At 37.3% G+C, this 14421-nt stretch carries 12 protein-coding genes; 4 read left to right on the top strand and 8 right to left on the bottom strand.

Going from position 1 to position 14421, the window contains the following annotated elements:
- Positions 1-24: 24 nt before the first annotated feature.
- The 7 genes from RMY32_RS02020 to metG all read right to left on the bottom strand — a co-directional run bounded on the left by RMY32_RS02020 (position 25) and on the right by metG (position 9685).
- Positions 25-1515, bottom strand: a complete 1491-nt coding sequence (locus RMY32_RS02020; protein WP_322712739.1) for a hypothetical protein — start codon at positions 1513-1515, stop codon at positions 25-27.
- 57 nt (positions 1516-1572) lie between these two features.
- Positions 1573-3624: a hypothetical protein gene (locus RMY32_RS02015; RefSeq protein WP_322712737.1), complete on the bottom strand. Its 2052-nt coding sequence runs from the start codon at positions 3622-3624 to the stop codon at positions 1573-1575.
- A 54-nt stretch (positions 3625-3678) separates the two neighbouring features.
- Positions 3679-4764, bottom strand: a complete 1086-nt coding sequence (locus tag RMY32_RS02010; RefSeq protein ID WP_322712736.1) for a hypothetical protein — start codon at positions 4762-4764, stop codon at positions 3679-3681.
- Between the two features lie 518 nt (positions 4765-5282).
- Positions 5283-5684, bottom strand: coding sequence for a metal-sensitive transcriptional regulator (locus RMY32_RS02005; protein ID WP_322712735.1), 402 nt, complete (start codon positions 5682-5684; stop codon positions 5283-5285).
- A 373-nt stretch (positions 5685-6057) separates the two neighbouring features.
- Positions 6058-7269, bottom strand: coding sequence for an LPS export ABC transporter periplasmic protein LptC (gene lptC, locus RMY32_RS02000; protein ID WP_322712733.1), 1212 nt, complete (start codon positions 7267-7269; stop codon positions 6058-6060).
- A complete protein-coding gene (locus RMY32_RS01995) occupies positions 7269-7898 on the bottom strand; it encodes an NYN domain-containing protein (RefSeq protein ID WP_069072029.1) in 630 nt (209 codons plus the stop codon). Before RMY32_RS01995 ends, lptC begins: the two co-directional genes overlap by 1 nt.
- Positions 7899-8065: 167 nt before the next feature.
- Positions 8066-9685 carry a methionine--tRNA ligase gene (metG, locus tag RMY32_RS01990; RefSeq protein WP_322712730.1) on the bottom strand — a complete coding sequence of 540 codons (1620 nt, stop codon included), beginning with the start codon at positions 9683-9685 and terminating at the stop codon, positions 8066-8068.
- A 375-nt stretch (positions 9686-10060) separates the two neighbouring features.
- Here metG and RMY32_RS01985 point away from each other — a divergent pair, with 375 nt between their 5' ends.
- Together RMY32_RS01985 and RMY32_RS01980 are read left to right on the top strand one after the other, a co-directional pair.
- Complete coding sequence (locus RMY32_RS01985; RefSeq protein WP_322712728.1) at positions 10061-10786, top strand: 1-acyl-sn-glycerol-3-phosphate acyltransferase; 726 nt, start codon at positions 10061-10063, stop codon at positions 10784-10786.
- A gap of 248 nt (positions 10787-11034) precedes the next feature.
- Entirely contained in the window at positions 11035-11862 is an 828-nt protein-coding gene (locus RMY32_RS01980; RefSeq protein WP_322712726.1) for an alpha/beta hydrolase, read from the top strand.
- 56 nt (positions 11863-11918) lie between these two features.
- Here RMY32_RS01980 and RMY32_RS01975 read toward each other — a convergent pair whose 3' ends face one another.
- Entirely contained in the window at positions 11919-12185 is a 267-nt protein-coding gene (locus RMY32_RS01975; protein ID WP_322712724.1) for a hypothetical protein, read from the bottom strand.
- Positions 12186-12468: 283 nt separating this feature from the next.
- Here RMY32_RS01975 and RMY32_RS01970 point away from each other — a divergent pair, with 283 nt between their 5' ends.
- Both RMY32_RS01970 and RMY32_RS01965 read left to right on the top strand, forming a co-directional pair.
- Positions 12469-13911 (top strand): AAA family ATPase, encoded by a 1443-nt coding sequence (locus tag RMY32_RS01970; RefSeq protein WP_322712723.1) that lies wholly within the window; start codon positions 12469-12471, stop codon positions 13909-13911.
- Positions 13912-13922: 11 nt separating this feature from the next.
- Entirely contained in the window at positions 13923-14354 is a 432-nt protein-coding gene (locus RMY32_RS01965) for a hypothetical protein (protein ID WP_322712721.1), read from the top strand.
- The last annotated feature ends 67 nt before the right edge of the window (positions 14355-14421 follow it).

The raw sequence follows: 14421 nt of genomic DNA, 5'->3' as shown, positions 1-14421 counted from the left end.
CTAATACTCATGACGAATACTGTTTTATTGAATGGTTGCTTGTCTGTTCTGAGATAACGCTCCAGGCAAGTTTATCAACATACTTAACTCTTCTGTAGTAAGAGGGGTAGTAAGACCATTGAAAGCAGAACCTAATGGATGCTGAAGATTTAGGTTAGGATTATTTGGCTCAACTAAGGCTAAATTAGGTTGTTGAAAATCTTTCAGTGCATCGAGAACAGTATACTTTATTTCAGGTTTATCATTAGGAAATGGCATATTTAATACAGAGTCTAGATCATGAACTCTAATAGGCTCAAGTAAACTTCTAGTACCACTGAGTAAACCTCGTAATTGTTTTGCTCCGCGTTGAGCAATGTTTGGGTTTTCAGCTAGAAAATAAACACCAACATTCCAACACCCTAAAGCGCGGGACATTTTAAACCTTTCAATATATTGTTGAATCTGTTGTTGCGCTTCCTGCGCTCTTACATTAATATATTCTCGACTAAAAGTTAGTTCCGTCATTCGTTTATCTTCCGTGGCTTCATTAGAAACATTTCCATATTTTATAGTGTCTTTTATTACATTTTTTTCTGTATTTGTTTGATTAGTGCTTATTTTAGTTTCTGCCTTACCTTCTAATTTCGCAGTTAAACTAAGTGGTTTAAAATATTCGCCAAGCCCTAATTCTATAGCTGTTTCTATAGCTGCTTGTAAAGATAAACCGAGGCTTGATTCAAAAGACTTTTCGGTAGTAGTACCATTTTCTGTTTCATTAGCAATTTCTTGACTTACAGATTGCTCAGATTTATTAGATAATTCTGTTGTAATTTTCTGCTCAAGCATTACCTTACCTAAAAAATATACTTGACCCATTAATTCATATAGGTTATCAATAATTTGGTTCACTTGTTTTTCAGCAATTGGTTTGGCAATTACCATATACATAAAAGGTGAATCACGTAAACTAGCAGATAAGTGTTCAATTGGGGAGTAATTAGGATAAATTCCGAAATTAGGTGAGGGAATACCTGTCAATGCTGTAGCATATTGTAAATCTTGTAATAGCGATGTCTTGTTAGTAATGTTGATTTTATTTTTATCAAAATCTTCTATTTTTAGATTTAGCAAATTTGCTTCTAATAAATATTTCATATCTTCTAAAAATTCTTTATTTTTACTGCGAGTACCAAAATAGGTCTTATTTTCTCCTTTATAACTTGATGTGAGAAAAATTAACTCTTTATTTTCATCATTATGACAAGCAGAAAGGATGGTTTGTAAAGCTAATAATTTTTGTTGTACCGATGTAATATCTGAATTATCTAAAGATGCTATTTGGAGAAGTTGTAGTTGTCCTGCTAATGCTGGTTGTTTAATAGGTTTAATATAATTATCTTTGGATATAAAAGAATCATTTAGATATTGACGACCTAAAATGAATAGTAACGAATGACAGATAGCATTCGTTACATCGAAATTAATTGTGTCCAAATTTTGATTTGAACCGATATTACTAGAATCTTCTACCACTTGTTTAACCTTTGCAACTTATTGAAGTTTAAATTGTCTGACAACTATAATGACTAACTAAAGTAGCCAATCATCTTCATTTATTTCTTTATTAATCGCACCTGATAAATTTGTCTTTATTAAGTTAATTATTTGCTTATTTAAGGATATATATGCTTGCGGTTGCATAGTTTCTTGATTAATTTGATTTTTTATGTCTGTCCTGATATTATTTACTATTGTTGTCATTCTGTCTTCAGACAAAAACGCTTGACGAAGATTTATAGGAAGATTTGCTGTTTTTATCAGTGTTTGAAGGTGTTCGTCTATGCTCCAATTAGTTAATGCTGTGACTGACTGAGCAACACTCCAAGATAGTATTCCAGCCAGTAACGCTATATTGGTGGGTTCGACGGCAGCAAACCAGCCCAGAAAACCACTACCGATTGCAAAAATAGCTCCAGAAAAAATTCCAGCAATATTAGCTAATAAATTAACTTGATCAGGGTTGAATAAGTCAAATTCAAGCCTATCAAGCTGGTTGAAAATATTTTCTAAAGTTAATTCTAATTCAACAGGTTGATGTTGATATAGTTCACTAAATGATCCTCTTGAAAAATTAGAAACTTTCTTCTTAATCCTATTCAGCAAATGATTCATTTTATTTCTAATGATTTTCTTAGCTTTATCTTCTCTTAGCCTATTACTAAATTTTTCAACCAAATAAGGGTTAAGACTATTTAGCGTTTCTATTTCTCCATCTCGCCAAGCAATCAAACAATTTTTAATTAAACTTTTTTCAATCAAACCTTCTTGGAGCAATTTTATCAATTCATGCCAAAAAGTATCGGATAGTTGCTCTTTAATAAGCTTTTCCAAGTCTTCATCTAAAAATTTTGCAATTTCATTTTTAAGCCCAATTACACCAATACAGTACCTTCCGTAACGAGCTAATCCTTTAGCAACGCAAACTTCATGATCGCTTTCCAATACTAGAGATCCCTTAGGAAAAACGTCCTTGCATATTTCTTTAATAAAACCCATATTTGCACCACCACCTGTGAGAAGTATTTGATTAAGTTCAAATTCTTCATCATTATCATTCATAAGGTCTTGTCTTATTTGAATTAATTCTCTATAAAAACAGTTTTTCCAACTTCTGTTCCCCAATTCTTCTAAAGGTTGAGAGATAATTCTATCAATAATTTCTCCGTTAACTTTCGCACTAAACTCAAGGTTTGTATCATCAAGAATTTCAGTCACAGATGATACATAACGTCTTTGATAATTTTGTTTATTGGCGAGCGAAAAATAATGCTCTTTTGTGGTTCGACACCTAATCTCGCAAATTTGCCTCAGTCGCTTATTTTGTAGTTTAATATTTAGTTTTTCCTGATCTCTATTAAGTGTAATACTATGTTTTAAAATTTCTTTATCTATTAATGAGCCACCCAAATCATATTCATTACTTCCTAAATCTTTGATTTTTTTGTCTTTAACAAATGTAAAATCAGTAGTTGATGAACCAATATCTATTACAAGTATACCCTGCCGAAGATATTCTTTTAGTTTTTCTAGTTGAATATTTCCAATTTCACAGGCATGAATAAAAGCAGCGCGTGACTCTTTAATCACAACTACTTTGCCTTGACCCAGGCAAGTCTCAAGTATTTGTTTGTAAAGTTCAGCTTCTTGATTAGACCACCCTGATGGACAACCCACAAAAAATATTGCCTGTCCATCAGATGAAACTAGTTGAGTTTTTATTTGGTTTTTAACTTCTTGAACAAAATTTTTTATAACTTCTTGTGGAAATGCTTGTTGATTAGAAGGTCTAGATTTAAAGCAAATTTCAAATTCATCAGCACTATTTTCTGTTGCTAAATCGAAAGCTTGTTCGCCAATAACCGCATTTCCTGTCTTTTGATCATATGCCAATGCAGTCATGATGTGTGTTTGACCCTGAATTTTTAATATTGCAGGTTCTAGATTATTAGAATATGTGTTTGAACACACTAATTTAGCAAGAGCAGTTTTCCCATGTCCCAAATCAAATCCAATAATTTCAAATGTACGATCATTAAGTTCGTTTATAATGCTTTGAATTTGATTGATTTTTTCCTGACTCATTGCTTTACCTTTTAAGAACAATAAATTATTTTTGATGATGAATTTTGATACTTATCAACTTTCAGGTTTCACTACTCGTCCTCGTAGCAGAACTTGTTCATTTTTGATGAAAGCTGGTTTCAAAGTTATATATTCTTTAGCTTCAGAAGATCCGCTCGGCAGAAATTGAAATTTAGATGGATCACTTACACCATGCTGATAAAACTCAACATTCATACCTTGAAAATCTAGAAAATCACGTATTTCGTCAATTCGCTTGTTCGTTGAGGTGGGAATTTCAGTTTGTTCTCTACTGGCTACTCCTAAAAGATTTTGCAAATATTCTAATAGGTCTGAGTGGTCTTCTAGCTTAGGAACAGGAGGTTTGAATTCAGTTTGATTAGATTCTTTAGCAATTTCATTATCAATAGTAGTAAATTTGTCTAGTAAAAAATTTAGTATTTCATCAACTCCATTAAAGCTAATTTGATTATTTCTTACCTCTAAATTAGTTGTTTTATATGAAGTTTGTATTTTCTTCTTAGCCCGTAGAAAAAATATCGCTGTTATTATTGCAAATAAAGCAAAAATTAATCCAATAAAAAATGGACTAATTAAGTTAGATGAATCAAGCTTAATTTGCAGATCATTAACTTCAGTACAAATATCACTAAGTTTTGTAGAAAAATCAGGAAATTGTTTACTTATATTAGGATATAATGGTGGACAAATATTTTGAAGTTTGTTTGAAAAATCATTCAATAAAATTGACTGTTGTTCTTTATCTTTAATAAGTAAACTTCTAACAATATTTACTAAAATTACTGCTAGACCACTAGTCCCAGCTATAGCTATAACAAGTGGGTAACTTTGATGGTAATTCGGTTGAGTAGAGTGATTTAATTCGGCATTTAGAGTTGAATCTTCCGGTCTAAGCGTTGCTAACAGATTAATGGCTGGTTTTAGCTCTATTAAATATTTACGAGCAACACGACGAATCTGTGGTAAAGCCAATCCTCTGATATATTCGCCATTATTATCTGCTAACTTGTCAATTTCATTTTGGATTATTTCAACTACTTCACCGGGTGTATTAGCTTCATTCAGCAGGCTTTTCAGCTGACTTTCTCGTTGCTTGTAATATTCTATAAGTGTATTCATGTTATATTATTTACACAGTACAAAGTTATGAATAGCGGATATATCTAAGTACATATGATAATTAATTAGTTAGTTGTTAATTTTAATTTCAGGATTTTTTAAAAAAAATTAACACTTAAATTGATGTTTACTGTGCAAATTAAAAACGTTTTTACCGCTCCCTTTAAGGGACTTCCAAAAAATAAATTATTCCAAAAAAACAGGAATTTTATTGTTATCACAGGAATTAGTCGTTAGCGTATATTTTGGTTACAATGCTACTCGCACGCGTAAAAAGGCTATGTCTGAACTTGAAAGACAAATCAAGCGCCTCACTAAACCTAGTCTCCAATAATTGCTAAAAATCCTTTATTCCCTGCTGCGATCGCTAAAGTAAATAATGCTAAACACAGTAGAATGACTGTGAGACGCTTATGTTAATTTTGGCATAAAGAAGCCTCTGCCTGAATCAATACATCAAATATCGTATCTCTACAAAATATCTTGTTGTGCTAGTTATTTTTTTATTTTTCTAATTTTTAAGGTAAAAATCGATCTAAAGCAGCTTTTAACTGTTTAATTTCAATGTCAATATTACCCTCTTGTGCAGCTCTACCAATACACTCAGTTAAATGTTCATCCAAAACAATTCGCGCTACCCGATCCAACGCGCCCCGCACTGCGGCAATTTGCAGTAGAACATCAGGACAAGGGGCACTTTGCTGCACCATTGACTTAATACCTCGAACATGTCCTTCTATGCGCGATAATCGATTGACAATTCGCCGTAAAGACTCTTCGCTATGGACGTGAGGATGAGCCGACTCTCCAGTTCCATGAGTATCATCTGTATGCTCGTGGTCTGTATCGTGATGGTGGGAATGTTCTGCTTGCTGGGATGTTGGCAAGGATTCCTTACCTAATCGGTTTGATCCATTCATGGGCTATCAAAAGACTTGTATTATTAAGATCCTAGTCTAGTACTCGACCAACCCAAAATTTCTGGGTCAATCAATTTTGGATTTTAGATTTTAGATTTTAGATTAGATTTTAGATTTTAGATTGACCCCAACAATCAAGTCAGGGGCTTGTCAATCAATTTTGGATGCAAGGATTTTAGATTTATTCTCGCGTTTAAATTTGGGAGCCACTGCGTTGGACGGGTTTCCTGGCTTTTTCGCGTAGCGTCTCTGACAGGAGAAGCAAGTGGCGTGGGCTTCAAACCTTTTTAAATTTTGGATTTTGAATCTTCAATCCAAAATCCAAAATTTAAAATCTAAAATTCGGTGAAGGTAGGCCCTATTCACCCTAACTTTACTGCTGACGATTGGCTCTTTCTTGAGGAATAATCTCCGTTACTACCCTACCGCTAGAACTGCCACCTTTGACAAGAATATTTTCTGTTTGCAGATTACCAACTGCTGTTTCACCCACAAAATTTAATGGTGGGTCAATTTGTCGGTAAACAACATTTCCCTGAGCTTCAACTAACTTATTGTCTAAATACCAAGTTAATGTATTGGATCTTAGAGACTGGCGACGCTGACCAACGGCGTTGACGTTACCTTTTAAGTAAACGGTTTTTTGGGGTATTTTCATTTCACCTTGATTGGCTGTCACTGTGACATTTTCAGCACGCTGGAACATTCGCGTAGGTGAGTTTGTAGTTACGGTTTCTACGTTCATGTTCCAGGTCATAGAGTTACTAGCGATTTGCATTGGTGGGTCTAGTAAGTCTAGTTGAGCATTTTTTTGGACAGTGGCAATTTTTGTTTTTAAGTTGACTTCGGCAGAATTACCCTTACCGCGATCGCTAATTTTATTATCTTTGTAGCGATCGATTTCTAGAGGGCGATCGCCAATCAGTTTTTCTTCTTTAATATTCCAGATTAAATGTTCAGTTCTCACTTGCATCTGGGGATCGATAGAATTTGCTACTACTCCTCCAGAAAATTCCATCCGTTGTTCGCGGGTTTTAACTCGCACTTCCTGCGCTACTGCTTGTAGTTTTTTATGGCTGCCGTTAATCTTGTTACGAACAATCAACAAATCTTCTTTAGGACGCCATTCTAATTCATTACCTTGCAACACAATCCCATTACTAGGATCTGTGGCAAATATCTTACCTTTTAGAAACAACTGCTTCCCATCTTGTTCAATGTCTGCTACATCTGCCTTGATTTGGTAAACAATTTTTCCATCTTGATATAGTTCACCATAAGGACTTTCAGCCTGACCAATTTGTTTTTCTTTGGTGTATTTTGCGGTTTTAGCCCTGACTTTCCAAATAGGTCTTCCCACTTCATCTGCTTGTTCTAAAGTGACATCAAAGAAAGTCAAATTGCTATCTTTGTTAGATGAATCAGCAGTATTTTGTTGGGAAGTTGGCGGGGATTTACCCCCACAGCCAACTAAACCAAATACCAATAAAAAGGTCAAAGGTAAAATAAGAAAGGAGGGAGTGGAGGAAAAATTTTGAATTTTTCTCTTTCCCCATCTCCCTCTTTTATGAAATTGATACGCCATTATTCTTGGATTTCTAGGTGTCCATCACTACTTCTGGGGTCTTCCAAAAAACCGATCCCAGATAAAGGCCGGTATGGATAGCTTTGGCGAGGAGTTTTTTGAATATCTTCTTTGATGGCTTCTAAATCAATGTAGCGATCGCTTACATTAATTAAGCTGTCACTGGTCATGGAACGCAAGCTCACAACTTCTACCCGCACGCCACGATAGCTGACTGAATTAACCGCATAAGCTAAATCTCCATCACCGCTAACTAAAACTGCGGTATCATAAGAATCTACAAGTGCCATCATGTCTACTGCTATTTCTACATCCAGGTTAGCTTTTTTAGAGCCATCTGGTAGCTGGACTAAATCCTTAGCAATGACTCGATAGCCATTGCGACGCATCCACAGCAGAAACCCCTGTTGCTTCTCGTTTGTCCGATCTACACCAGTGTAGAAAAAAGAACGCAGTAATCTAGAACCTCCTGTTAATCGACATAATAGCTTCGTGTAATCGATTTCAATCCCTAGTTGCAATGCAGCGTAAAATAAATTTGAGCCATCAATAAATATGGCGACCCTACCCCGATTTTCCAAAACTTGTTCTGGCGTAAATATTGAATCGTTTTCCAAATTATTCAACATTGTTGTGATACCTCAATTTTTATCCCTGTTATTTTTGATACAAATTACCAACTTTTAGATGCTAGTCACAGCGGCTTATGATAATGTTCCGCGGCTAATTGAAATTGAGCCACGATAAATTTTGTGAGAAAATAAAAAAATTGAACAAAATCAGAGTTTGATAAGGACTAATCGTTTTTCGGGGGTTCTATTCGCTTAAAAATCGGTTGGTGTTTACCCAACTGTTGTTTGCTCGATAGTAGTCCCCATGTAGCATGGGTGGCAAAAGGAGCATGAACTGAACTTTGTTTTTGATCGTTAAAATTTATTCTGAAGCCTAGCTGCTGATAAATATCGCTACTAATGTTCGGAATAATTGGGGATAGCAGATAAGCTGCTAGTCTAACTGATTCTAGAACTGCGTAGAGAACCTTTTCCACCGACTCCTGCTGTCCCTGTTTATATAATGACCAAGGAGCCTGTTCATCAATAAACTTATTACTGGCTTGCACCAGTGAAAGGATAGCCTCACAAGCTTGACTGAAAGCTAGCTCTTGGTATGCTTGTTTTACCTGTTCCCCTAGACGTAAACCAATGGCTTTCAAAGGATTTTCGTCAGGAATCGCTTCATTGCCGATTGATGGTACTTTATTCTCAGCACAGTATTTTTTCACCATGCTCAAAGTGCGATTGAGCAAATTGCCTAATTTATCTGCTAAATCTGCATTCAGAGAATTAATGAACCTAACTTCATTAAAATCTCCATCCTTGCCAAATTCGATTTCCTTAAGGAAGTAATAACGAACGGCATCACTACCATAGCTCTTAACTAATGCCACAGGATCAAGGGTATTACCCAGACTTTTGCCCATCTTGAGACCATCTTTGGTCAAAAAGCCATGTCCAAAGACTCTCTCTGGCAAAGGTAAGCCAGCCGATAACAGCATTGCTGGCCAGTAAACTGCATGAAAGCGCAGAATATCTTTACCAATTAGATGCAAGTTGATTGGCCACCATGTTTCTAAAGCATTTGCTAAAGTTGGTTCTGCATCTGGTTCTAGTAATGCTGTGACATAACCTAGCAGCGCATCAAACCAGACATAGAGAGTGTGCTTGGGATCGACTGGCACGGGAAAGCCCCAATCTAAATTCACTCGTGAAATGGAAAAGTCTTGCAGTCCTTGATTGACAAAGCTGAGGACTTCGTTGCGCCGACTTTCTGGTTGAATAAAATCCGGTTTAGATTGATAAAATTCTGTCAGCTTAGTTTGATATTTTGATAAGCGGAAAAAATAGTTTTGTTCGTCTCGCCACTCCACTTCTTTGTTAGTATGAATTGGGCAACGGTATCCTTCTAGCAGATCCCGTTCTTCTTTGAATTCTTCGCAGGATACGCAGTACCAGCCTTGTTGTTGTCCCTGGTAAATGTCACCAGATTCCCAGACTCGCTCAAAGAATTCTTTAACGATCGCTTGATGATGAGGCGCAGTAGTCCGACTAAAGCGATCGTATTGAATATCTAATAATTGCCATAAACTCACGAAACTAGGGACAATTTCATCGCAGAATTCTTGTGGCGCTTTCCCTAAACTTTCTGCCGTTCGCTGAATTTTTTGCCCATGTTCATCTGTACCTGTAATTAGTAATACTTGATGTCCCAGTAATCTCTGAAATCGTGCCACTACATCGGCTGCGATCGTCGTGTAAGCACTGCCTATATGAGGGACATCGTTTACATAATATAGGGGTGTGGTCAGCGCAAATGTAAATTCTTTTTTATTCATCTTTTTTTCACTAGATTCATACAAAATAAAAATTAGCTTATTAAAACGTTTTACATCTTACCTTTTATCGGCAAAACCAGGTAATTATACAACATTATTACCATTTTTTCCAATAACATCTTCATACTAGCAAGTTTATCAAGTCCAGAATTGTTTTTTAATACGCATCAATTAAACTCATTTTTACCTAAAAAATGGAAACTAACTAATCATAATTTTTTTGAATAGTTTATATTAGATATTATTGTGATCGAGAATACATAATCGAGAATACAGAAACTCTAATTACTTTTGGAGATTAGATATTTCTATCTTAAGACGGTCATGGCAATAGTAAAGAAATGTAAAAATTAAATTCAGACAAATTGCCATATTTACCGGAAAATATATTGATTAAGTATGAGTGGAAATAGCCCCCTAGAGATTTCTCGCGCTTTGGTGGCGGCATTCTCAACGCAAATGTTCCGCTATTACGAAGACCGCATTCCCCAGGATGCAAGCGTTTTGGTAGTCAGCAATCACCGCAGCTTTATGGATGCACTGATTTTAATGGCGGCGTTATCGAGTCCGATTCGCTTTGCTTGCCATCACTACATGGGACAAGTTCCAGTCATGCGGGAGATTGTCACCGGTCAATTGGGGTGTTTTCCCTTGGAAGAAACTCAAAACCGCCAGCAAAGCTTTTTTTCGCAGTCACAATCGCTATTGCAGTCCAAGCAGATGGTGGGAGTATTTCCAGAAGGGACTGCACCGATGGTAAAATTTACTCAGCCAAGCCAGGTGGGTGAGTTTCAGCGGGGATTTGCCCATTTGGCATTGCGAGCAAATGTGCAGGATTTAGCTATTTTGCCGATCGCGATCGCTTCCTTAGAAGAAGTAAACACCAATGGCTTCCCATTAAGACTTTTAAGTGTATTCGACCCTTCAGAACCTTTATTTAAACAAAATGGTTGGCATCCCTTGGTAATTTATCGTCGAGTTGCGGTGTTAATCGGTCGTCCTTATTGGATTACGCCCCAACATCATAAAAAATATCATGGCAAACAAGCCAGAACTGTTGTGACTGAACTGACAGAACACTGTCAGAGCGAAATTAGCAATTTACTGCGTCAAGGTTGCTATTAGAGCCATTCGATTTGGGATTTTGGATTGTTCTTATGACTTTCAATGTCTTGCTCTAAAAAGACGTTTGTTTTAGGTAAGAAGCACCGAACTTTACTTGAAAGCAATAATCAACAGTGCAAAAGTTTTATACCATTGACCAATACTTCTCTGCGAGACGCTACGCGTAGCTTGCTTCCCCGGAGGGGTACGACTACGCGGTAGTTGAGCGCAGTCGAAACTCAGTACAAATGACTAATGACTAATGACCAATGACTATCACAGAAGTTGAGCTAAATCCTTGTTTTCTAACTCCTAAACGAGTACAGCCAGAGTATCCACTTTTGGTATATTTGCCAGGAATGGATGGAACTGGTCAACTATTGCGATCGCAAACTGCTGGATTAGAAGCTGGCTTTGATGTCCGTTGTTTGGCGCTCCCCCGCAAAGACCTTAACACCTGGGATGTCCTAACTAAGAGTGTATTGGACTTGATCGATGCCGAATTAGAAAAAAGCTCTCAAAGACCAGTTTACTTGTGTGGTGAGTCCTTTGGTGGTTGCTTGGCAATGAAAGTGGCAATCCAAGCACCCGATTTATTTAAGCGAATTGTTCTAATTAACCCAGCTTCATCTTTTCGTCTTCGCCCTTGGTTAAGTTGGGCATCCCAATTAACTTACCTAGTGCCATCAGGATTGTATGATATTGGCGCACTAGGTTTGTTGCCATTTTTAGCATCTTTGTCACGCATTTCTCGCAGCGATCGCCACGATCTGCTAAAAACGATGCGTTCTGTACCGGCAGAAACCGTTCTTTGGCGGTTGTCTTTACTGCGAGAGTTTGATGTTGATGAGGAACAGTTAAGGCGTTTAACTCAACCAGTTTTGTTAATTGCTGGTGCTAGCGATCGCCTTTTGCCTTCTGTAAGCGAAGTCAACCGCATAGGGAACATCTTACCAAATAACAAGATTGTAGTGTTGCCCAATTGTGGACACGCTTGCTTGCTAGAGCAAGATACTAATCTCTATAAGATTCTTAAGGATAACGACTTTTTAGAAAGTAATGTTGATATGGGTACGGCGCTAGACGTGAGAGGATAGGGTGAGGGGCGATCGCTCTCAGAAATGCAAATCGCCCACAAGCATTAGTATTTTAACTACTCAAAGCTATCTGGTTTCAGAACTTGCATTAGAAAAGCGATCGCTCTTTTGCCAAAATTGGTAGGCTTGCTCTCAGAAGTAGCTGATTTTTCAGAAGTATCCGACTTTTGCTGTAACATCACAGGGCGCAAAACCCACAGTAAAATTGCAATGCTCAGAATAATCCCAGATGGGCTATTGCTTTGCAATAACGGAATTGGATCAAACGGTAGACTTGTTGTGCTTGGTTGACTGGTATGAGCCTTGATTTGTGATTGAGACATAGGTTATTCTCCTGAAATTTGGATATCTCCGATACTTATGCAGAAATCAGGTTTTTTGGTGGGTTATTTCTCATTTACTGTTGATGTCTTTAGTTTCATTGAGATACCCGTGCTCAAAAGCCCCACTTTTAGCTCACCTTTGCCGCTAATACATAAAGTGAACCAAAAGTGAGCCAAAACTAATAGATTATTTGCTAAGTAAATCTACTATCAAAAATCTGGAAAGCGGCGTCTGGAAACGGTAGCTATTGATATCTACCTACAAAAGCGATCGCACCTCAATATGGCAGTTTCCCTGAGAGCATCTAAACAAGGGCTAGAAATCGTTGATCAAGCAAGAAAAAACAAAGGCTGGGATGCAACAGCTGCCGCCTGGTGTGATGCTGCTCAAACTTCCGAAGCAACTTTAAAGCGGTTTCGACGAGGAATGCCTATTCAGAAAGATACGTTTATCTCTATTTGTCAAGCTATAGGGATAAATTGGCAAGATATTGTTGATAACAGTCCAGCATCGCAGCCAGATTCCAGACCAGAGTTTTTTGCTTATGACCATAACTGGGTAGGTCGAAAACAGCTAGTTACTGAACTGAGTGAGAAGCTTCGAGGATCGTGTCGCCTATTGCTAATTTTGGGACTCACAGGAATTGGTAAAACAGCTTTGGCTGAACGATTGGCAGTGGAGTTACAAAACTGGTTCTCTGGAGACTGGAAAAAAAAGTTCAGGAGAGCGAATTTTAATAACGAGAATAAAACCAAAGATTTTGCTAGTGTTGCTGCTAAATGGCTAGAGGAGTGGGGAGAAAAACTCTCAGCAGAAGATGAAAAGCCAGAACGATTGTGGTGGAGATTAGTCAAATACTTGCAAGAGAATCAGGTGCTAGTGTTGATTGATTCTCTAGAAGCACTATTGACGGGAAATGAAGAAGAAGGCTGGGGAGATTTTACTGATGAGTGGTGGGGAAAATTCTTTGTCAGCTTATTGTCAGCAGAATCTTGTCAAAGTCGACTAATTGTAACTTCACAGGATTTGCCAGTGAAGTTGGTTAACTACCGTTACGGACTTTTTTGGCATCGTCAAGTACTCTATGGACTAGATGAATCAGAACAAATTATCTTATTCGAGACAACCGGGTTAGATATCAGCCAAGAGTCGCCCGATAGACCCCTACTGTTGCGGATTGGAAAGGCTTACAAGGGACATCCTCTAGTTTTGCGAGTGATTATTGGAGAAATTTGCGAATCTTTTAATAGTAATGTGCAAGCCTACTGGAATGAGGTGAGCAGCAAAATAGCAGAAGTAGAAAAAGCTTTAGCAGAAGCAGAGTTAAATGCTAGAAAAATTGTGGGAGCAGATGATGATTGGAAATTACATAAACTGACGCAGAGAGTTCGGTTAGAGGTCAATAGACAACGACTAAAAGCTGTTTTTGAACGATTGGAAACTCAAGTCAAAGATGCTTATATTTTGATTTGTGCTGCTTCAGTGTATCGCGCTCCTGTGCAAAAAGAAGGGTGGCTGATGCAATTGGTGAATTTTGTCAAGCGTTTAGAGGATCAGCAGTGTAACGAGGAGCGTAAAGAAAGAGCATTAGATGAATTATGTAATCGTTTTCTAGCTGAAGAATCCGTTAACCACAATAATAAACGCGTTTTGGGACAACATAATTTAGTTCGCAGCGTGGCACTGGAACACTATAAAAATTTATTGCAAAGCATAAAACATTAGAGTAGACCAGTATGACAACTAATTCACAAACCATTGGTCAATTGCTTTTTACCCAATTGAAAATAAATTTAGATGAAGTAACAACTGATCAACTTGCAGATTACACAGCAGTAGAATATTACCTTACTGTTGAGGATGAGCCACCACCTGATGCTGTCAACTTAGAGAAAGTTCGCCGCTATTTGGAAGCGTTTCACCATCTTGGCAAGGTTGAGAACTGGGAAGCATCTGGTAAAGTACTATTAACTCGTCTTGATACTCCAACTAAACAGTTATTACATGATCAGCTAGGTACTTGGGGATACTATAGTGAGCAAGTTCATTTGTATGAACCACTTATAAAAAATTGCGATTTAATCTTGAAAGTTATTGCCTTATACCAATTAAAAATGAATCTGCATATAATGGGGAGAAGCAAACTAGGTAAGTTAACAGAACCATGAGCCGCCCATTTAAAATTGCGATCGCCGAGAGCGAAGAGGAACTGAAAAAACGCCTACAAACAGTGTC

The organism is Nostoc sp. ChiSLP03a (assembly GCF_034531215.2).
Lineage (GTDB): Bacteria > Cyanobacteriota > Cyanobacteriia > Cyanobacteriales > Nostocaceae > Nostoc.
The sequence above is the reverse complement of the archived record's forward strand: the minus strand, read 5'-3'. Positions and strand labels throughout refer to the sequence as shown.

What these genes read in the sequence shown, in the direction of transcription:
- RMY32_RS02015 (WP_322712737.1), bottom strand. Translation starts at nt 3,624, where the DNA reads ATGAGTCAGGAAAAAATCAATCAAATTCAAAGCATTATAAACGAACTT.
- RMY32_RS02010 (WP_322712736.1), bottom strand. Translation starts at nt 4,764, where the DNA reads ATGAATACACTTATAGAATATTACAAGCAACGAGAAAGTCAGCTGAAA.
- RMY32_RS02005 (WP_322712735.1), bottom strand. Translation starts at nt 5,684, where the DNA reads ATGAATGGATCAAACCGATTAGGTAAGGAATCCTTGCCAACATCCCAG.
- lptC (WP_322712733.1), bottom strand. Translation starts at nt 7,269, where the DNA reads ATGGCGTATCAATTTCATAAAAGAGGGAGATGGGGAAAGAGAAAAATT.
- RMY32_RS01995 (WP_069072029.1), bottom strand. Translation starts at nt 7,898, where the DNA reads ATGTTGAATAATTTGGAAAACGATTCAATATTTACGCCAGAACAAGTT.
- RMY32_RS01985 (WP_322712728.1), top strand. Translation starts at nt 10,061, where the DNA reads ATGAGTGGAAATAGCCCCCTAGAGATTTCTCGCGCTTTGGTGGCGGCA.
- RMY32_RS01980 (WP_322712726.1), top strand. Translation starts at nt 11,035, where the DNA reads ATGACTATCACAGAAGTTGAGCTAAATCCTTGTTTTCTAACTCCTAAA.
- RMY32_RS01975 (WP_322712724.1), bottom strand. Translation starts at nt 12,185, where the DNA reads ATGTCTCAATCACAAATCAAGGCTCATACCAGTCAACCAAGCACAACA.
- RMY32_RS01970 (WP_322712723.1), top strand. Translation starts at nt 12,469, where the DNA reads ATGGCAGTTTCCCTGAGAGCATCTAAACAAGGGCTAGAAATCGTTGAT.
- RMY32_RS01965 (WP_322712721.1), top strand. Translation starts at nt 13,923, where the DNA reads ATGACAACTAATTCACAAACCATTGGTCAATTGCTTTTTACCCAATTG.